Raw genomic sequence first — 18,633 nt, 5'->3', positions numbered from 1 at the left:
GGTTGGCACGGGGGCGGAACAGTTGACGATCTCGCCGGTTCTTTCCGCCATCGTCAATCGGAGGATGCAGTCAAGATGCGAAAGTTCCTGTTCGCGGCTAGCGCGATTACCGCGACCGCCATTATCGCGGGTTCGGCGAGCGCCGATCCGGGGCAAGGCCGTTGGGGCGGATGCCCGCCCGGCCTGGCCAAAAAAGGCAATGGCTGCATGCCGCCGGGCCAGGCGCGCAAATATTATTGGGACCGCGGCGCGCGCCTGCCGAGCGGCTATCGCGGCTGGACGCGGTATGACGCGATCCCGCGCGCCTATCGCATGCGCGTGCCGTACAATGCCCGTTATCGCTACGTTTATCGTGACGACTATGTCTATATCGTCGATCCGCGGACGCGGCTGGTGCGCGACATCATCGACCTGCTCGCGCGGTGACGCGGGCGGGGTGACGGGAAGGCCGGTTGCGCCTATCTTGAGCCGACATGGCGAAACCAAGACATAAACACGGCCTTCCCACCCGTCAGCAGATCCTCGATTTCATCGCCTCGTCCGATCAGCCCGCGGGCAAGCGCGAGATCGCGCGCGCGTTCGGCCTGACGGCGCAGGAAAAGATCGCGCTCAAGGCGCTGCTCAAGGACATGGCCGATGAAGGCCTGATCGACAGCGCACCGGGGCGCGCGTTCCACAAGATGGGCGGGCTGCCCAAGGTGACCGTGCTGCGCATCGCCGATGTCGACGATGGCGGCAATGTCTGGGCAGTGCCGGAGCGCTGGGAAGCCGAAGGCGTGCCGGTGCCGCGGTTGCGCGTGCGCGAACGCAGCAAGCGGTCCGCGCTCGGCGTCGGCGACCGCATCCTCGCGCGCACCGAAGAAGCGGGCAAGAGCTGGATCGCGCATCCGATGAAGCATCTCGCCAAAGGCGAGGAACTGATGCTCGGCGTCGTCCGCCGCGAGGGCGACCGGCTGTGGCTCGACGGCGTCGAAAAGCGCGACCGGCGGCAATATCAGATTTCGGATTCCGGCGATGCGGAGCCCGGCGACCTGGTGCTCGCCGAAAAGGCGGGACGGCCGCCGCGTATCACCGTCCGCGTGACGCAGCGGCTGGGCGATCCGTTCGCCCCGCGCAGCTTCTCGCTGATCGCGATCCACGAGCACGATATTCCCGACCGCTTTGCCGACGAGGCGCTGGAGGAAGCCGAGCGCGTCGCCAGGCAGCCGTTGGGCGAGGGCCGCGAGGACCTGACCGACCTGCCGATCATCGCAATCGACCCTGCCGATGCGCGCGACCATGACGATGCGGTCTGGGCGGCGCCCGACGACGATCCCAAGAATCCCGGCGGTTGGAAAGCCGTGGTCGCGATCGCCGACGTGTCCTATTATGTCCGTCCCGGTTCGGCGCTCGATCGCGAGGCGCGGCGGCGCGGCAATTCGGTCTATTTCCCCGACCGCGTCGTGCCGATGCTGCCCGAAATCCTGTCGGCGGAAGTGTGCTCGCTCAAGACCGGCGAGGACCGCGCCGCGCTCGCCTGCCACCTCCAGATCGCCAAGGACGGGACGCTCAAGTCGTGGCGCTTCACCCGTGCCGTCGTGCGGATCGCGGCGAATATCGCTTATGAAGACGCGCAGGCTCTGGCCGATAAATTCCTCCCCGTACCGGGGAGGATTTTTGGAGTATCCTCGCCCCCCTCTGGTCCTGCTGGCGCGCCCTAGCGACGGCGCGCGACAAGCGCGAGCCGCTCGACCTCGACCTGCCCGAGCGCCGCGTGATGCTCGACGAGCTGGGCCGCATTCTGTCGGTCGCGCCGCGCGAGCGGCTCGATGCGCACCGGTTGATCGAGGATTATATGATCGCCGCCAATGTCGCGGCGGCGAAGGCGCTGGAGGCGAAGAAGGCGCCGGTCATGTACCGCGTCCACGAACCGCCGGCGCGCGAGAAACTGGTCGCGCTCAAGGATTATCTCGAAACCTGGGGCGTCAAGTTCGCGCTCGGTCAGGTGATCCAGCCGAAGACCTTCAACCACATCCTCGAGAAGATCGGCGAAGTGGATTTTCGCCCACAAGTGATGGAGCAGGTGCTGCGCACGCAGACACAAGCTTATTACGCACCGGACAATCACGGCCATTTCGGCCTCGCGCTCGGCAGCTACGCGCATTTCACCTCGCCGATTCGCCGCTACGCCGACCTCATCGTCCACCGCTCGCTGGTCACCGCTTATGGTCTCGGGCCCGGCGGCCTTACCGATGACGAAGCGGCGGGAATGGAGCGGATCGGCGAATCAATCAGCCGGCTCGAACGCCGCGCGATGGAGGCCGAGCGCGACACGATCGACCGCTACGTCGCCGCTTTCCTGGCGGAGAAGGTCGGCGAGATCGTCGAGACGCGCATCACTGGCGTGCAGAATTTCGGCATCTTCGCGACGGTCGCCGGGATTGGCGGCGATGGCTTGCTGCCGGTGCGCGACCTGGGCGGCGAATATTTTCGGTTCGACGAAGCAGCGAGGAAACTGGTCGGCGAAACGTCGGGTGACGAATATGCGATCGGCCAGGTGCTGCAATTGCGGCTGGCGGAAGCCAATCCGGTGTCCGGCGCGTTGCGCTTCGAACTGCCCGAGGGTCGTTACGCCCCGCCGCCGGGAAAGAAGCCCGAACGCGTCTTGAAACGCCGCGGTCGGCCGCCCAACATTCGCCATCAAGGGCGGCGACGTTAGAATTGTCACGGTGCCGGCCCGCTCCCCCACCCGGCCTCCCATAGAGTACCTTGGTTGGCAGGCCGGGTGGGGGAGCGGGCCGGCACCGCAACCCGGTTCAGCATTGCTGAACCGACACGAAAGGGGGAGTAAGACTTATGGGTGGACCAGCGGCAGGTGCAGCGGCGGGAGCGGTAGCCCGGGCCCGGCGGCGGCTCGTATCGCATTTCATGACGCACAATGCTGTCTCCGCCGACACCGCGATCGACTATACCCCGGGCCGCGGTATCGAACGGCGCCTGCTCGAGAAGCTGATCGAAAAAGGCGTGCTGCATGTCGGCAAGGCCGGCAAATATTGGCTCGACCTTCCGGCCTATGACGCGTGGAACAAGTCGCGCCGCCGCCGCGCCGGAATGGCGGTGGGCGCCGCGGTCGCGATCGGCGCCGCGCTCGGGTTCCTGGCCGGCGGCGGATGAGCGGCAAACTCGACCTGATCGGCATCGTGCCGCAACCCGGACCGGCGGGGCCGCCGCCGATTCACCCGGCGATGCTGCGCACGCGGTCGCGGATCGTGCGCGCGATGATCCAGGCGCACGCGCTGGCGCCCGAACAGGCAATCGCCTTCAGTCCTCGGCCGAGCGACGTCGCCGAACTGATGAAGCTCAGGAAAGCCGGCGTCGTCCGCGAGACGCTGCCGGGTCATTATTGGCTCGATCTGGTCGCCAACCATTATCGCGAGCAGCAAGCCGGCCGCGTCCGCGCGATGTGGGCGGTCGGCATCTCGCTGGTGATCGTAGCGGTGGCGGTGCTATTTTACCGCGGTTGAAGCGGACCCAATAAGATCGAATAACGCATCCCCGGCGAAGGCCGGGGCCCAGTGTCGATGACGTGGAGATGGTGTTCCGCCCTATTGGGCGCATTGTATCTGGGCCCCGGCCTTCGCCGGGGAAGTGTGTAACTCAGGCGATCAGCTTTGAGGTGATCATCCACACCGAAACGTCAACCCCGCCTTCGCGGTCAACCTTTCGCGCAGCGCATCGCCCATCAGCGCGCCCGGCGTCCAGATGCCGCCCTCGCCGTGCACATCCTGCACCAGGCACAAGGCGGCTTCGGCGATCATCTTGCTGGTCGATCCGTAACCCGGATCCTTGTCGCCGGTAACGACGCATTCGACCCGGCTGTCGTCGGGGAATTCGCCGATGAACAATATGTCGTAATGCCCGCTGTCGCGCTCTTCCTTGGACGGGCCTTCGCCGGGCTTGGGCCCTTTGTCGCCCGCCAGCGGATTGACCTTGGCGATCGCCTCGGCAGCGGCCTTGCCGAGATCGCCAAGCCCGGCGACCATCATCTCGTCATAGACGAAATTGGCGCCGTATTTCTCGCCCAGCAGGAAGTTGGTGCGGTGGACGTTCTTGGTGTTGATCGGCGCCATGATGAAGGGCGCGACCCAGGCGCCGACCGACTTGTCATATTCGGGCAGCAAGCCGGTCGGCTGGTGCGGCCCCGAAAAACCGGGAGTCAGCGCGAACGGATTGGTCAGCAGAGCGACGATGCGCGGGTCCCGGGCGGCGGCAGCGAGCGTCGCCTTCAGGCTGGCCGCAGTGCCGCCCGAAAACCCGCCCTTCATCACCCGCACGCGGCATTTCACGCGCGGCGCCGGCCCGCCATGCTTGGCGATCGCGCATTGCTGCAGGGTCAGTACGCCGAGGTCGAAGGGAATCGAGTCGAACCCGCACGAAAACACGATCCGCGCGCCGCTGCGTTTGGCCGTCTCGTGATGCGCGTCGATCATGTGGCGCATCCAGGCCGGCTCGCCGCACAGATCGAGATAGGCGGTGCCGGTCTCGGCGCAGGCGGCGACCAGATCGCTGCCATAAAGTTGATACGGACCAACCGTGGTGATGACCGCGGTGGCGCGCTCGCACATCGCCTTCAGGCTGGCGGGATCGTCCGAATTCGCCGCGATCAGGGTGACGTCTGCGGGGGCGCCGATCAGATCGCGGACTTCCTGGAGCTTGCTGAGCGAGCGCCCGGCCATCGCCCATTTGATGCCGCTGGGATAGGTCTCGGAGAGATATTCGGCGACGAGGCGGCCGGTGAAGCCGGTGGCGCCGTAGATGATGATATCGAACTCGCGAGCCATCCCAATCTCCCCTCCCGCTTGCGGGAGGGCCGGGAGAGGGCCTGTCGCTTCGCGGGATATGCTGTGTAAGAGGAACATGCCCTCCCAGCCGGGGGTGAAGCAAGCCCCCGGCTTGCTTCAGGTCGTCCCGGGGGGACGACCGACCTCCTAGGCTCCCTCCCGCAAGCGGGAGGGGCTTTTATTTCACGCTGCCTCGCTGAATTGCAGCGCCGCCAACCGGGCGTAGAGTCCGCCCTTGGCGTTGAGCGTGGCGTGCGTCCCTTCTTCGACGATGCGGCCCTCATCCATCACGATGATCCGACCGGCGGCGCGTACGGTAGCGAGACGATGCGCGATCACCAGCGTGGTGCGCCCGTCCATCAGTCGTTCGAGCGCCTGCTGCACCAGTTGCTCGCTTTCGGCATCGAGCGCGCTGGTCGCTTCGTCGAGCAGCAGGATCGGCGCATCACGCAGCAGCGCGCGGGCGATCGCGACGCGCTGGCGCTGTCCGCCCGAGAGCCGCGCTCCGCCTTCGCCCAGGAAGGTGTCGAGCCCGTCGGGCAGCTTACGCAGGAAATCTGCGGCGTTGGCGGCCTCTGCCGCCGCCCAGATGGCCTCGTCGGTCGCGTCCCATTCGCCATAACGCATATTGTCGCGTGCGGAGGCGCCGAAGATCACCGTTTCCTGCGGCACCATTGCGATGCGGCGGCGGATATCGGCGGGATCGGCGAGGGGCAGGGGAACGCCATCGATCCGGACCTCGCCCGATTGCGGATCGTAGAAGCGCTGGATGAGCTGGAACAAAGTTGTCTTGCCCGCCCCGGAAGGGCCAACCACCGCGACGGTCTCGCCGGCGGCGACGTCGAGCGAGAAATCGGCAAGCGCAGAAACGTCTTGCCGGGTCGGATAGCGGAACACGACATGGTCGAACGTGATCGCGCCGCGTGCCGGTTCCGGCAATGCAACCGGGTTGGCGGGCGCGGCGATCTCAGGTTGTTCGGCGAGCAATTCACTGAGCCGCTCGGCGGCACCCGCCGCGCGCAACAAGTCGCCATAGACATCGCTCAAAGCACCGAAGGCCCCCGTCGTCAGCAGCGCTGTGGCGATGAATGCGCTGAACGAGCCGGGCGACATGTGCCCGCTGGCGACGTCGGTCGCGCCTGCCCATAGCAGCAACACCACGGCGCCGAAGATCAGCATGATGAACAAGGCGGTCAGCAGCGCGCGCAGGAAAATGCGCCGCTTGGCGATGGCGAAGCCGCGCGCGACGGTATCGGCGAAGCGCTGGCTCTCGCGCCTCTCCTGACCGAAAGCCTGGACGATCTTCATCGCCGAGAAGACCTCGACCGCCATTGCGCCGATGTCGGCGATGCGATCCTGGCTCGTCCGCGAAGTTGCCCGTAAACGGCGCCCGAGCAGGATAATCGGGATCAGCACGATAGGGATGCCGATCAGGATCGCGCCGGCGAACTTCGGCGACAGGACGAACATCGAAATCGTGCCACCGACGCCAGTAATCACGTTGCGCAGGGCAACCGACACCGTAGTGCCGACTGCCATTTCGATCTGAGCAGTGTCCGATGTCAGGCGCGATGCGATTTCCGAGGGCCGGTTTTCCTCGAACCAGCGCGGGGCGAGTCGCAGCAGGTTCTGCTGAACGGCAATTCTGACGTCGGCAACGGTCCGCTCACCAAGCCACGAGACAAAATAGAAGCGGACCGCCGTCGCGACGCCCAGGATACCGACGACGGAGAGAAGCAGATAGAAGACGCTGTTGACGTGCGCCATGTTCGCGCCGTGCGCGAACCCGCGATCGACTAAAGGCTTGAGGACCCAAGGGATAAAAATCGTGGAAGCTGAGGTCACGAGCAGCGCGGCCAGCGCAATCGAGAGCTGGACGGGGTAGCGGCGGGCGTAGAACCACACCATTGCCAGGCTGCCCAGCTTGCGGCCCGGTTTAGACGCGTCGGCAGGGGAGTCCGTCATCGTTCGACGCCCTAGGCCGTGCGATCGTTACGGGCAATGGTTTGTGCCCAATATCGAACGCCGCTACGTGCCGCATTGCGACAGGATTGCACGCCCCGCGATCGTCGACATACCCGAACCCGCAACGATCCATCGCTTATTGCGTTGTGTGCGGTGCAACACGGGCCTAAGGGTTCATACCGGGGAAACGGTTTCTTATGTATCGGGGGCAGATGCTCTACAACGCCTATGAGATGCAGCGGTCGATGTTGGCAGGCGCCAGTGCCTGGGCCAATTTCAGCGCGGAACTGCTCAGCAATCCTTCCAATCCCTTCGCCTATTTCGGCGGCGGCCCGGTGGTCGCTTCCGCGCTCGAAGTGTTCGCGCATGCCTCCGCGCCGCGCGGCAAGCCGGATTTCGGGCTGGACCGAACGACGATCGCCGGCAAGGAAGTCGACGTTGTCGAGGAAATCGTCCTCCGCAAGCCTTTCGGACAGCTGAAGCGCTTCGTGCGCAAAGGCGTGACGGGTGGCCCCAGGCTGCTGATCGTTGCGCCGATGTCGGGCCATTACGCGACTTTGCTGCGCGGCACGGTCGAGCGCATGCTGCCATTCGCCGATGTCTATATCACCGACTGGCGCGATGCGCGGCAGGTCCCGGTGGCCGAAGGGCGTTTCGATCTCGACGATTATGTCGATTACATCGTCGAATTTCTCGAGACGATCGGTCCGGGCGCACACATGCTAGCGGTCTGCCAGCCCTCGGTACCCTGCTACGCTGCCGCCTGCGTGATGAGCGCTGACAAGAATCCGTGCCGGCCGAAGACGCTGACGATGATGGGCGGACCGATCGACACGCGCGAGGCGCCGACCGCGGTCAATACGCTGGCGACCGAGCGCCCGTTCGCCTGGTTCGAACAGAATGTCATCACGACCGTGCCGCTCAATTATCCGGGCGCAGGCCGCCGCGTCTATCCGGGCTTCCTGCAGCTTGCCGGGTTCATGACGATGAATCTCGGCAACCACATGATTTCGCATTGGGAGATGTTCAAGCATCTCGTCCAGGGGGACGACGAAGGCGCCGACGTGACCAAGGATTTCTATGAGGAATACCGCTCGGTCTGCGACATGACCGCCGAATTCTACCTCCAGACGATCGAGGTGGTGTTCCAGAGCCATGCCCTGCCCAAGGGCGAAATGACGCATCGGGGTCGCAAGGTCGATCCGGGCGCGATCACCGACATCGCCTTGCTGGCGATCGAGGGCAAGCGCGACGATATTTCAGGGCTTGGCCAGACCAAGGCGGCGCTGACCATCGCGACCAACCTGCCGGCGTCGGAGAAGAAGCACCTTGTCGCCGACGCCGGACATTACGGCATCTTCAACGGCAGCAAATGGCGCACCCAGATCGCGCCGGTGCTGGAGGAATGGATCACTGCGCACGGCGGGTGATACGAGTTCCCCTCCCGCAAGCGGGGCTAGGGGAGGGGGTGTCCTCCCAGATTTTGGGGGAGCCGCGACAGGCCCTCCCGCGACCCCTCCCGCAAGCGGGAGGGGAGAAACTGCTCAGGCCCCAGTCGACTCCGCCGTGGTACCCACCTTGGCGTGACTGCCCTCATCGCCGGCGTCGATCTTGCCGCCGAACAGCATCTTAATCTTACCGGCAATCGACATGTCGGTTTCCCACATCTCGGCATCGTCGACATCAAAGCGCAGCAGCGCGAGATTGGGATCGTCCTTGCCGCCCGGAAACCAGGCCTCGACCTGGTTGTTCCAGAGTTTGTCGATCATGCCGAAATCGTTGTCGATCCGGACGCTCCCCGCCAGGCAGGCGAAGAAGTCGTGCCCCTTGGACACGAATTGCGCCATCGCCGTGCCGCCCTTGGCCAGGCGGTTGTCCTTGCCGATGAAGAAGTAGATCGTGTCGACCTGATCCTTGTCGAGTTGCGCGGTCAGTGGCTCGCTATGCTGCCCATCGCCGTCGAGACCGATCATCACGAACGGGCTATCGGACAGTTTCTTCCAGAAATGCTGCTTGATTTCGGCAGTATCGGCCATGGGTCTCTCCTCTACGTTGTGAAGAGAGAACGCTTGTTCCGGCTCAGGTTTCCGCCGGTACCAAGGGTCGATCCTGATCCAGCCGCGGATCGGGACCGTAGCGGTTTGCGCCCGACGTGCCGCGGAGGATGAACAACACCCAGATGGCGAATATGACCGCCGCTGTTGCGATCGTCATGGCGATTGTGACGGGCGTCCAGGCAATCTGTCGGCTTGCGCGGAAAAATGTCAGATCGACCGATATACTGGGCCCGTTGCCCGCAGGCGCGATCCACAATCCGGCAACTGCGACCAGCACCAGCACGCCGCTCAACCATGCCCATCGACCGGTCCGGTCTTGATCATGCAGCCGACGGACGAACAGCGGGATCCAAGGCCAGCTCCAGACCAGCGTCCAGATCAAGCCTGCTATTCTCACCCCGAGCGACGGATTATCGACGCTCAAGCGGAATGCGGTCACAATCATGCCCAGCAGCCATAAGGATGCGACTTCCGAGCGCGTCGATCGGCCCTGGAACACGAATGCGTCGATGAACGGCCGGAACGCCAGCCTGATCGATACTCGATTGGCGCCATAGGTGCTGCGCATTACCAAAGGCTGCGCCGGGTTCCTGCCGCGGTCAAGCGAACCCGCGGAAGTCTATCTGATTGGATACGCCAAGATTCAAAAGGGCCGGCGGATCGCTCCGCCGGCCCCTATATCGTTAGCGGGAGGCGATCAGAGAACCTCGAACAACCCCGCCGCGCCCTGGCCACCGCCGATGCACATCGTGACGACGACATATTTCGCGCCGCGGCGCTTGCCTTCGATCAGAGCGTGTCCGGTGCAGCGGGCGCCGGTCATGCCATAGGGGTGGCCGATCGAGATCGAACCGCCATTGACGTTCAGCAACTCGTTGGGGATGCCGAGCTTGTCGCGGCAGTACAGGACCTGCACCGCGAACGCCTCGTTGAGCTCCCACAGGCCGATATCGTCCATCTTGAGCCCGTTGCGCTCTAGCAATTTGGGGATCGCGAAGACCGGGCCGATGCCCATTTCGTCCGGCTCGGTGCCGGCTACCGCCATGCCGACATAGCGGCCGAGCGGGGTCAGGCCGCGCTTTTCGGCCAATTTCTCTTCCATCAGCACGCTGGCCGACGAACCGTCCGACAGCTGCGAGGCATTGCCCGCGGTGATGGTGAAATCGGGACCGAGCACCGGCTGCAGCCCGCGCAAGCCCTCGATCGACGTCTCGGGACGGTTGCCCTCGTCCTTGGTGACCGTCACTTCGTGATGGGTGACTTCCTTGGTCTCCTTGTTGGTCGTCGCCATCGTCGCGGTGACCGGGACGATCTCGGCGTCGAAATAGCCGGCCTGCTGCGCGGCGGCGGTGCGCTGCTGCGACTGGAGCGAATATTCGTCCATCGCCTCGCGCGAGATGTTGTAGCGCTTCGCCACGACCTCGGCGGTCTGCAGCATCGGCATGTAGACGTCCTTGTGCATCGCGATCAGCTCGTCATCGCGGCCGACGCGCATCTGCGGCGTCTGCACCATCGAAATCGACTCGACGCCGCCGCCGACCGCGATGTCCATATTGTCGACGATAATCTCCTTGGCCGCGATGGAGATCGCCATCAGGCCCGAGGCGCACTGGCGGTCGACCGACATGCCGGCGACAGTGACGGGCAGCCCCGCGCGGAGAAGGGCGAGGCGGGCGATGTTGCCGGCCTGGACGCCCTGCTGCAGCGCGGAGCCGAATACCACGTCCTGCACTTCGGCGGGATCGATCTTGGCGCGCTCGACCGCGGCCTTGATCGAGTGGCTGGCGAGCGTCGGCGAGGGCAGGTTGTTGAACCCGCCGCGATAGGCGCGGCCGATCGGGGTGCGGGCGGTGGAGACGATGACGGCGGAACGCATGGCTGGCCTCTTAATCTCCCCTCCCTTTCAGGGAGGGGCTGGGGGTGGGTGCCGGCGCTTCAGCGCCGGCGACTATGCTTGGGGCTTGTTCGGGACGCTCGCTGCGCTCGCGACCCACCCCCAACCCCTCCCTGGAAGGGAGGGGAGTAACTCAAACGAAAATCTGGCTGATCCATTCGGCGATCAAGGCGGGCTTGTCCTCGCCTTCGATCTCGACGGTGAATTCGTTGGTCTGCTGCCATTGGCCGGGGCGCTTCTCGATCAGCTCGAGCAGCTTGAAACGGCCACGGACGCGCTTGCCCGAGCGGACCGGGGTGATGAAACGGACTTTGTTGCCGCCGTAATTCACGCCCATCTTCACGCCCGCGATCTTGGGCTGGTCGGGGACCTTGGACGAGAGCAGCGGCATCAACGACAGCGTCAGAAAGCCGTGGGCGATCGTGCCGCCGAACGGAGTCATCGCCGCCATCTGCGGGTTGACGTGGATGAACTGGTGGTCGCCGGTCGCATCGGCGAACTTGTCGATCATTTCCTGGCTGACCTCGACCCAGTCGGAGATGCGCTCCGTACCGATCTGCGTCGCCAGTTCGTTGATGGATATCGTGTCGTTGCTCATCGCCAGAACATTCCCCTCGAGCGTGCTTTGGCGCTAAGGCCATCGCGCATCCTCTAGGCTCGCCTCGGCCCGTGAGGCAAGTCCGACCCGACCGGAAATTGGAAAATGACCGCTGACGCTACGTCCTCCGCCCGCACGTCCATGGCAAAGCTTTATCGTGCGCCCGAACCCGAAGTTCTAAAACCGCTTTTGGACCGCGCCGCACTGACTCCCGAATCGCGTGGACGGGTGCTGGGCCATGCCAGCGGGCTGCTGGCGGATCTGCGCGCGGCGCAGACGAAGGGATGGGTCAACCAGTTCCTGCAGGAATATCGGCTGAACTCGTCCGAAGGCGTGGCGTTGTTGTCGCTGGCCGAGGCGTTCCTGCGCGTGCCCGATCCGGAGACTGCGGATCTGCTGATCGCCGACAAATTGGGCGATGCCGATTGGCGCGCGCATACGGGCGAGTCGAACTCGTCTCTGGTCAACATCGCGACCTGGGGCTTGGTGGTCGGCCGCGCGCTGGTCGGCGAAGGCGAAGCCGGCCCATTGCGCCGCCTGATCAGTCGCGCCGGCGAGCCGTTCGTTCGCCAGGCGGTCGGCGCGGCGATGCGGATGATGGGCGAAATCTTCGTGATGGGCCGCACCATCAGTGAAGCGATGGACCGCATGAAGAAGCCCGAGAACCGCGGCTTCACCGCGAGCTTCGACATGCTGGGCGAAGCCGCGCGTACTGTCGAGGACGCCGCGCGCTATTTCAACGCCTATACCGACGCGATCGACGCGGTTGGACGCGATCCCGCCGCCGGTCATTCGATCTCGGTCAAGCTGTCGGCGCTCCACCCGCGCTACGAAGTCACGCAGTACGATCGCTGCGTCCCCGAACTGACAGCGATGCTCGAAGCGCTCGCGGTGCAGGCGGCGGGCAAGGGGATCGCGCTGACCGTCGATGCCGAGGAGAGCGAGCGGCTCGAGATGAGCCTCGATATCATCGGTGCGGTCGCCGCGTTGCCCAGCCTGAAGGGCTGGGACGGCTTCGGGATGGCGGTGCAGTCCTATGGCAAGCGCGCGCGCGTGGTGGTCGACTGGGCCAACAACCTCGATCGCCTGATGAACGTGCGGCTGGTCAAGGGCGCCTATTGGGACAGCGAGATCAAGCGCACCCAGGTCGAGGGGCTGTCGGACTATCCCTTGTTCACGCGCAAGGCGGCGACCGACGTTTCGTACCTCGCGGTGGCGCGCGACATGCTGGCGGCGAAGAATATCCGCCCGGCTTTCGCCAGCCATAATGCGCTGACGGTGGCGACCTTGCTCGAATGGGCGGGCGACAATCGCGATTTCGAGTTCCAGCGGCTGCACGGCATGGGAGAGGGGCTGTACGAGCGGTTGGTCCGCGAGCAAGGCTATCATTGCCGCATCTACGCGCCGGTCGGTGGGCATCGCGACCTGCTCGCCTATCTGGTGCGTCGTTTGCTCGAGAACGGCGCCAATTCGAGCTTCGTCCACCAGCTCGCCGACGAGCGGCTGACCGAAGCGGAAATCCTGGCAGATCCGGTCGAGAAGATCGCGGCCGTGGGTGGCGCCAGGCATCCGAGCATCCCGCTGCCGATCGACCTGTTCGGTGATCGCAAGAATTCGAGCGGCATCGACCTCAGCGATCGCGGCGTGCTGGCGAAAACAGCGGCAGGCGTCGCCACGATGCCGCCAGTCACGGCCGAAAAGGTCGATGTCGCCGCGGCAATCGCCCGCGCCCAGGCAGCCTTCCCCGGCTGGTCGGCGACGCCGGTCGACGACCGCGCGGCGATTCTCGAACGTCTCGCCGACAGCCTCGAAGCTAATCGCGACGAGCTGATGGCGATCTGCGTGCAGGAAGCGTTCAAGACGATTCCCGACGCGATCGGCGAAGTGCGCGAGGCGGCCGACTTCTGCCGCTATTATGCCCAGCAGGCGCGATCGGGCCTCAAGTCGATCGAACTCCCCGGGCCGACCGGCGAGCGCAACACGCTGCACCTCGACGGGCGCGGTGTGTGGGCGACGGTCGCGCCGTGGAACTTCCCGCTGGCGATCTTCCTCGGCCAGACAGCGGCGGCTCTGGTCGCGGGCAACAGCGTGGTTGCCAAGCCCGCGCCGCAAACGCCGAAGATCGCCGCCGCCGCGGTCCGGCTCGCGCATCAGGCGGGCGTGCCCGAGGATGTGCTGATCCTGGCGCCAGGCGGCCCCGAGGTCGGCGCGGCGCTCACCGCCGATCTGCGCATCATGGGCGTGGCGTTCACCGGTTCGACCGCGACCGCCAAGAAGATCGCCCGCACCCTGCTAGAGGACGACGCCCGCCCGATCGTACCGCTGATCGCCGAGACTGGCGGGATCAACGCGATGATCGTCGATTCGACCGCTTTGCCCGAACAGGTGGTGATGGATGTGGTCACCTCGTCGTTCCGCTCGGCCGGCCAACGCTGTTCGGCGCTGCGACTGCTGCTGGTGCAGGAGGATGTGGCGGATGGCATCATCAAGATGCTCGACGGCGCGATGGACCTGCTCGTGCTCGGCGATCCGGCCGATCCCAGGACCGATATCGGTCCGGTCATCGACCAGGCCGCTTATGACAAATTGATGGCCTATCGCGAGAGCATGAAGGCGCGCATCGTCAAGACGGTCGGTGCCCCGGCTACAGGCCTGTTCGTGCCGCCGACGCTTATCCGACTGGACGCTATCGAGGATCTGCAGGCCGAATGGTTCGGGCCGATCCTCCATGTCGCCACCTGGCAGGCGGGCAAGCTCGCCGAAACGATCCGCCGGGTGAACGCCAAGGGCTATGGCCTCACCATGGGCCTGCACAGCCGCATCGCGCGCGCCGGCGACGTGATGGAGGCCGAAGCGCGGGTCGGCAATCTCTACGTCAATCGCAGCATGATCGGCGCGGTGGTCGGGAGCCAGCCGTTCGGCGGCGAAGGTCTGTCGGGCACCGGACCCAAGGCGGGCGGGCCTCATTACCTCTATCGATTCGTGGCCGAACGTTCGGTCTCGACCGACACGACCTCGGCGGGCGGCAATGCCACGCTGCTCAGCCTCGACGAGGGCGGCATCTGAGGAACTCCGCCGGCTGACCTAAGCGTATGTCGGCGCGAAGGTCGGCTGACAGGCGCGTCAGGAGGATTCCTCCCGGTCGGCGGCGCCCTCGGCAAGCGGCTTGCCGCCACGCCGGCGGAGATCCGCAAGCAGCACGTCGATCGCCCAATTGGCGGCGGTCGCCATGCCGTGCGCGTCCATGTCCCATTGGTCGCGCATCTCGCGCCAGATGAACCCGCTCGACATCAACTGGATTGCGGCGATCGCCCAGGTGCGGTCGGGTTCGGCCAGCGCCTGCACAGCCGGGCCGAACATGCTGCGATAGGCAGCCTCGCGCTCCGGCTTCATTTGGTTGCGCATCGCGCGGCCGTCCGCGCTGGCCAGCGCTACCGTCATCGCCGCCGCGTTGCGGTCGAACTTGGCGAACCGCCCCTCCAGTCCGCCCAGCAGGTCGTCCAGCGTATCGGGGATGCGTCCGCCCGGACTCATCCGCGCCCAGGCCGCGTGGCGCAGCGCGTCCTGATCGGGGAAGTAACGATAGACCGTGCGCCGCGACACGCCGGCGCGTTCGGCGACGGCGTCGTGGTTGAGGCGGTCGCCATCGGCCATCAATCCGATCATCGCGTCTTCGATCAATGTGCGCGTATGATTGTTGCTGGAAACGGGCTCGCGGGACTTTGCTGGGCCGGGCATGTTTTCCTCATAAGCGCGACACAAAAAGTGTCAAATTCCAGTTGACACATTTTGTGTCATGCGTAGTGAGCGGGCAATACACGAATCGGGGAGACTCATATGCTGTTCCATCTGTCGATCGATGCCGACGACCCGCGCAACGTTGCCAATGTCATTGCCGAATTATGGGGCGGCCAGGCCTTTCCGTTCCCGCCCGTCCTCACCGGCAGTTGGGTTGCGATGGCCGGCGACGATCGCGGCACCACGGTGGAGGTCTATCCGCGCGGGGCCGAATTGCACGAAGCGCCGGGGGATGCCGACGCGGTCGGACGCATCGGCGACAAGGACCGCCGCACCGCGACGCATTTCGCGATGGCGACTGCACTTGATGTTGACGCGGTGATGGCGATCGCGGCGCGCGAGGGATGGCCGATCAAGTATCGCAAGCGTGGCGGGATATTCGGCGTGCTCGAAATGTGGGTCGAGGGTAGGTCGATGATCGAGGTACTGACGCCTGAAATGCAGCGCGAATATCTCGATGGCCTCACTATCCCGGCTTGGCAGGCTATGCTCGCCAAGGGGCCGGCCGCAGCCGTCACGCGGGACTAATCGCCGCCGCCCTGGTCGGCGACCGATCGGTCTCCGGAGGAAGGGGGACGTGCGATAGTGTCGTCGTTGCTCTTCGCCTTCTTGCGCCGCGGCCAGGTTACGCTGGTTTGATCGGCCGGGATTCCGACCTGCGCCGGATAGACGAGTGCGATTCCTTCTTCCTGGAACCGCTTGATGATCGCCAACCCGATCGAATGACGCGCGTCGTACATGTCCTGGAAAACGGCGGTCGGAGAATCGAATTCGACGTCGAATTCATAGCTCTGCGCGGCGAAGGCGGTGAAACCGGCGCGGACGAACTTCTGGCCGTGATCCTCGACGATCTGCTTCAACAGATGAGGTAGTCCTTCCAGCACGTCGATCGGCGTGGTCTGGACGACTCCCAGGGTGAAGACGACGCGGCGATATTCGCGGCGCGAATTGTTGATGATCTCGAAATCGAGCAGCTTCTTGTTGCCGATGACGCGCTCTTCGCCATTGGCGCCGCGGATGCGCGTCGACCGCATGCCGATATATTCGACCGTGCCCGCCGACTTGTCGTAGGTGATCGCGTCGCCGCGCCGGAACGGCCGGTCGAAAATGATCGCGATCGCCGCGAACAGATCGGCGAAGATGCTTTGCGCGGCGAGGCCGATGGCGATGCCGCCGACGCCCAGGCCGGCAACCAGCCCGGTGACGTTCACGCCGAGATTGCCCAGCACCATGACCAGGGCGATCGCGAACAGCGCGAAGGTGACGAACAGCCGGATGAGGCCCATCGCGTTGGTCAAGGTCTCGCCGTGATAGTCGCTCGCCGCGGTGCGATGTTCGATCGCGCCGAGAATGATCTCGCGTGCCCAGACCGCGCCCTGGAACACCGCCGCGACGGTGAACAGGAAGCGGATGATCGTTACGATCGGGTAGGGTGCATCGCCAATGCCCGCCACCAGCTCGGCCGAGGTCATGACGATGAAGAAATTGCCCGTTCGGGCGATCGCACGGCCGAATACCGTGTACCAACCCGTGCCGCTCTTGTCGCGGTTACACAGGCGATTACCGAGCGATCGGATGAAGTGCAGGCCGAAGAAGATCACGACTCCGACCGCGATCGCAATCATCACCTGGAGCCAATGCGACGACAGCCAGGCGACGCTGGTATCCCAGATCGTCAGCGTCTGATGCTGTAGATCGTGAGCGGTCAGGGTCCTGGCCCTGGGCACGGCGGTAGTGTTCATCGATACTCTCAAGCTGCCTTGCGCCGCGCTTCCGTCTCACCCGTCAGAAAGGCGATCAAACCGCGCTCGTAACGATCGAGATAGCGGGTCGCGCGCGGTAGATCGAGATGCTCGCGAAAGCTCCGCTGATCGCCCTTTGCCAGTTCGATCAGCGCCGGATGGACATAGGATTTCCGTGCGATCGCCGGCGTATTGCCCAGCGCTTCGGTCACGGGCTCGATCATCGCCTTCAACCCGATATTGCCGTCGGCGGAAGCCAACGCCTCGAACGCGATCACACTCGCGCCCCAGGTACGGAAATGCTTGGCGGTGAAGTCGTCGCCGGTAGCCTCGCGGATATAGTCGTTGACGTCGGTCGAGGTGACGCCGTGCGGCTGGCCGTCGCCGTTGATATATTGGAACAGCTGCTGCCCCGGCAGGTCCTGGCACTTCTTGACGAAGCGCGCGAGGCTGCGATCGGTGATAACCAAGGTCCGGACCTTGCCCGATTTGGCGCGATAGCACAGCTTCAGCGTCTGTCCCCGGATCTCGGCATGGCGATCGCGCAGCGTCGTCGCCCCGAAGCTCTTGTTCGCCTTGGCATATCCCTCGTTGCCGATGCGCAGATAGCCGATATCGAGCAGCTTCACGATCGCCGCGACGGTGCGTTCCTTGCTGTGTCGCCGGCTCTTAAGATCGGCTTCGACGCGTGCACGCAATTTGGGCAGCGCCTGGCCGAACGCCGCGCAGCGATCGTACTTCTCGGTTTCGCGGGCGGCGCGAAAGTCTGGATGATAGCGATATTGCTTGCGGCCGCGTTCGTCCCAGCCGACCGCCTGGATGTGCCCGTTGGGCTTGGGGCAGAACCAGGCGTCGCGATAGGCCGGCGGCAGGCCGACGGCGTTCAGCCGGTCGATCTCCTCGCGGTCGGTGATGCGGTTGCCTTCGGCGTCCCAATAACCCCAGCCATGCCGGACCTTGCGCCGTGTGATTCCCGGCATGCTGTCGTCGCAATAGACAATACGGGGCATTTTCCCTCCTTCCGGACGCCTTTCGAAATGCGCGGGTCGTCGCTTCGTTCCGGAACGTTGCTGCGGGACGGGGTGTTGGACGAGCGATTTTTGCAAGGAGATTTACCATGGCCGACCTGACCAACGCCCGGGTGCTGATGATCGCCACCGACGGTTTCGAGAATGACGAATTGTTCAAGCCGCGCCAGGCATTGATCGACGCCGGCGCCACGGTGACGCTCGCCTCGATCGCGACCGACCCGATCCAGGGCGAGAAGGCCGGCGAAAAGGCGGACACGATCGTGCCCGACATCATCCTGGGCGATGTGGATACCGAGGAATTCGACGCGCTCGTCATCCCCGGCGGAGTCGCCAATCCCGACAAGATGCGTATGCAGGGAAGGGCGGTGCAGATCGTCGAGGAGTTCATGGACGACGACAAGATCGTCGCGGCGATCTGTCACGGTCCGTGGCTGCTGGTCGAGGCCGATGTGGTCGACGGACGCAAGGTGACGAGCTGGCCATCGGTCCGCACCGACCTGGAAAATGCCGGGGCGGAGGTGGTCGACGAGGAAGTGGTGGTCGACGGCAAGCTGATCACCAGCCGCAAGCCGGACGACATCCCGGCGTTCAACCGGGCGATTGTCGATGCGTTGGAGGAGGAGCTCGCGGAGGCGTGAGCAAAATTCCTCCCCGGCACGGGGAGGGGGACCGCGCGGCGCAGCCAAGTGGTGGAGGGGGCCCTCCGCACCTGCGTCGCTTAGGGCCGG

16 protein-coding genes and 1 pseudogene are annotated in these 18,633 nt (G+C 64.9%); 8 read left to right on the top strand and 9 right to left on the bottom strand.

Annotated elements, in window-relative coordinates; genetic code table 11:
- Positions 1 to 75: 75 nt before the first annotated feature.
- The 4 genes and pseudogenes from SPR01S_RS10510 (at position 76) to SPR01S_RS10495 (ending at position 3,503) form a co-directional block, all read left to right on the top strand.
- A complete protein-coding gene (locus SPR01S_RS10510) occupies positions 76 to 426 on the top strand; it encodes a hypothetical protein (protein WP_066589134.1) in 351 nt (116 codons plus the stop codon).
- A gap of 47 nt (positions 427 to 473) precedes the next feature.
- Positions 474 to 2,698, top strand: a pseudogene (locus SPR01S_RS10505) (ribonuclease R family protein).
- 209 nt (positions 2,699 to 2,907) lie between these two features.
- Complete coding sequence (locus SPR01S_RS10500) at positions 2,908 to 3,153, top strand: hypothetical protein (RefSeq protein WP_066589131.1); 246 nt, start codon at positions 2,908 to 2,910, stop codon at positions 3,151 to 3,153.
- Positions 3,150 to 3,503 carry a hypothetical protein gene (locus SPR01S_RS10495; RefSeq protein ID WP_066589129.1) on the top strand — a complete coding sequence of 118 codons (354 nt, stop codon included), beginning with the start codon at positions 3,150 to 3,152 and terminating at the stop codon, positions 3,501 to 3,503. Before SPR01S_RS10500 ends, SPR01S_RS10495 begins: the two co-directional genes overlap by 4 nt.
- A 156-nt stretch (positions 3,504 to 3,659) precedes the next feature.
- Here SPR01S_RS10495 and SPR01S_RS10490 read toward each other — a convergent pair whose 3' ends face one another.
- Positions 3,660 to 4,820, bottom strand: coding sequence for a saccharopine dehydrogenase family protein (locus tag SPR01S_RS10490; RefSeq protein WP_066589122.1), 1,161 nt, complete (start codon positions 4,818 to 4,820; stop codon positions 3,660 to 3,662).
- Positions 4,821 to 5,003: 183 nt separating this feature from the next.
- A complete protein-coding gene (locus SPR01S_RS10485) occupies positions 5,004 to 6,785 on the bottom strand; it encodes an ABC transporter transmembrane domain-containing protein (protein WP_066589114.1) in 1,782 nt (593 codons plus the stop codon).
- 212 nt (positions 6,786 to 6,997) lie between these two features.
- On the opposite strand from SPR01S_RS10485, the gene SPR01S_RS10480 reads away from it, so the two are divergent.
- Positions 6,998 to 8,215 (top strand): polyhydroxyalkanoate depolymerase, encoded by a 1,218-nt coding sequence (locus tag SPR01S_RS10480; RefSeq protein WP_066589208.1) that lies wholly within the window; start codon positions 6,998 to 7,000, stop codon positions 8,213 to 8,215.
- 114 nt (positions 8,216 to 8,329) lie between these two features.
- Here SPR01S_RS10480 and SPR01S_RS10475 read toward each other — a convergent pair whose 3' ends face one another.
- The 4 genes from SPR01S_RS10475 to SPR01S_RS10460 all read right to left on the bottom strand — a co-directional run bounded on the left by SPR01S_RS10475 (position 8,330) and on the right by SPR01S_RS10460 (position 11,334).
- Positions 8,330 to 8,821: a pyridoxamine 5'-phosphate oxidase family protein gene (locus SPR01S_RS10475; RefSeq protein ID WP_066589112.1), complete on the bottom strand. Its 492-nt coding sequence runs from the start codon at positions 8,819 to 8,821 to the stop codon at positions 8,330 to 8,332.
- 43 nt (positions 8,822 to 8,864) lie between these two features.
- Positions 8,865 to 9,410: a DUF805 domain-containing protein gene (locus SPR01S_RS10470; protein WP_066589111.1), complete on the bottom strand. Its 546-nt coding sequence runs from the start codon at positions 9,408 to 9,410 to the stop codon at positions 8,865 to 8,867.
- Between the two features lie 129 nt (positions 9,411 to 9,539).
- A complete protein-coding gene (locus SPR01S_RS10465) occupies positions 9,540 to 10,718 on the bottom strand; it encodes an acetyl-CoA C-acyltransferase (protein WP_066589109.1) in 1,179 nt (392 codons plus the stop codon).
- Between the two features lie 151 nt (positions 10,719 to 10,869).
- Positions 10,870 to 11,334, bottom strand: coding sequence for a MaoC family dehydratase (locus SPR01S_RS10460; protein ID WP_066589106.1), 465 nt, complete (start codon positions 11,332 to 11,334; stop codon positions 10,870 to 10,872).
- Between the two features lie 105 nt (positions 11,335 to 11,439).
- On the opposite strand from SPR01S_RS10460, the gene SPR01S_RS10455 reads away from it, so the two are divergent.
- Positions 11,440 to 14,400 (top strand): L-glutamate gamma-semialdehyde dehydrogenase, encoded by a 2,961-nt coding sequence (locus SPR01S_RS10455; RefSeq protein ID WP_169803417.1) that lies wholly within the window; start codon positions 11,440 to 11,442, stop codon positions 14,398 to 14,400.
- Positions 14,401 to 14,457: 57 nt separating this feature from the next.
- On the opposite strand, the gene SPR01S_RS10450 is transcribed toward SPR01S_RS10455, so the two are convergent.
- Entirely contained in the window at positions 14,458 to 15,072 is a 615-nt protein-coding gene (locus SPR01S_RS10450; RefSeq protein ID WP_066589097.1) for a TetR/AcrR family transcriptional regulator, read from the bottom strand.
- A gap of 99 nt (positions 15,073 to 15,171) precedes the next feature.
- On the opposite strand from SPR01S_RS10450, the gene SPR01S_RS10445 reads away from it, so the two are divergent.
- On the top strand, positions 15,172 to 15,660 hold the full coding sequence (locus SPR01S_RS10445; RefSeq protein WP_066589094.1) for a hypothetical protein: 489 nt from the start codon (positions 15,172 to 15,174) through the stop codon (positions 15,658 to 15,660).
- On the opposite strand, the gene SPR01S_RS10440 is transcribed toward SPR01S_RS10445, so the two are convergent.
- Together SPR01S_RS10440 and SPR01S_RS10435 are read right to left on the bottom strand one after the other, a co-directional pair.
- Entirely contained in the window at positions 15,657 to 16,874 is a 1,218-nt protein-coding gene (locus SPR01S_RS10440) for a mechanosensitive ion channel family protein (RefSeq protein ID WP_084251094.1), read from the bottom strand. The genes SPR01S_RS10445 and SPR01S_RS10440 overlap by 4 nt on opposite strands.
- An 8-nt stretch (positions 16,875 to 16,882) precedes the next feature.
- Positions 16,883 to 17,884 carry a DNA topoisomerase IB gene (locus SPR01S_RS10435; RefSeq protein WP_066589092.1) on the bottom strand — a complete coding sequence of 334 codons (1,002 nt, stop codon included), beginning with the start codon at positions 17,882 to 17,884 and terminating at the stop codon, positions 16,883 to 16,885.
- A 107-nt stretch (positions 17,885 to 17,991) separates the two neighbouring features.
- On the opposite strand from SPR01S_RS10435, the gene SPR01S_RS10430 reads away from it, so the two are divergent.
- The gene (locus SPR01S_RS10430) at positions 17,992 to 18,543 is read left to right on the top strand and encodes a type 1 glutamine amidotransferase domain-containing protein (RefSeq protein WP_066589089.1); all 552 of its coding nucleotides are present in this window, start codon (positions 17,992 to 17,994) and stop codon (positions 18,541 to 18,543) included.
- Positions 18,544 to 18,633 lie beyond the last annotated feature (90 nt).

Source organism: Sphingomonas pruni NBRC 15498 (genome assembly GCF_001598455.1).
GTDB lineage: Bacteria > Pseudomonadota > Alphaproteobacteria > Sphingomonadales > Sphingomonadaceae > Sphingomonas > Sphingomonas pruni.
The sequence above is the reverse complement of the archived record's forward strand: the minus strand, read 5'-3'. Positions and strand labels throughout refer to the sequence as shown.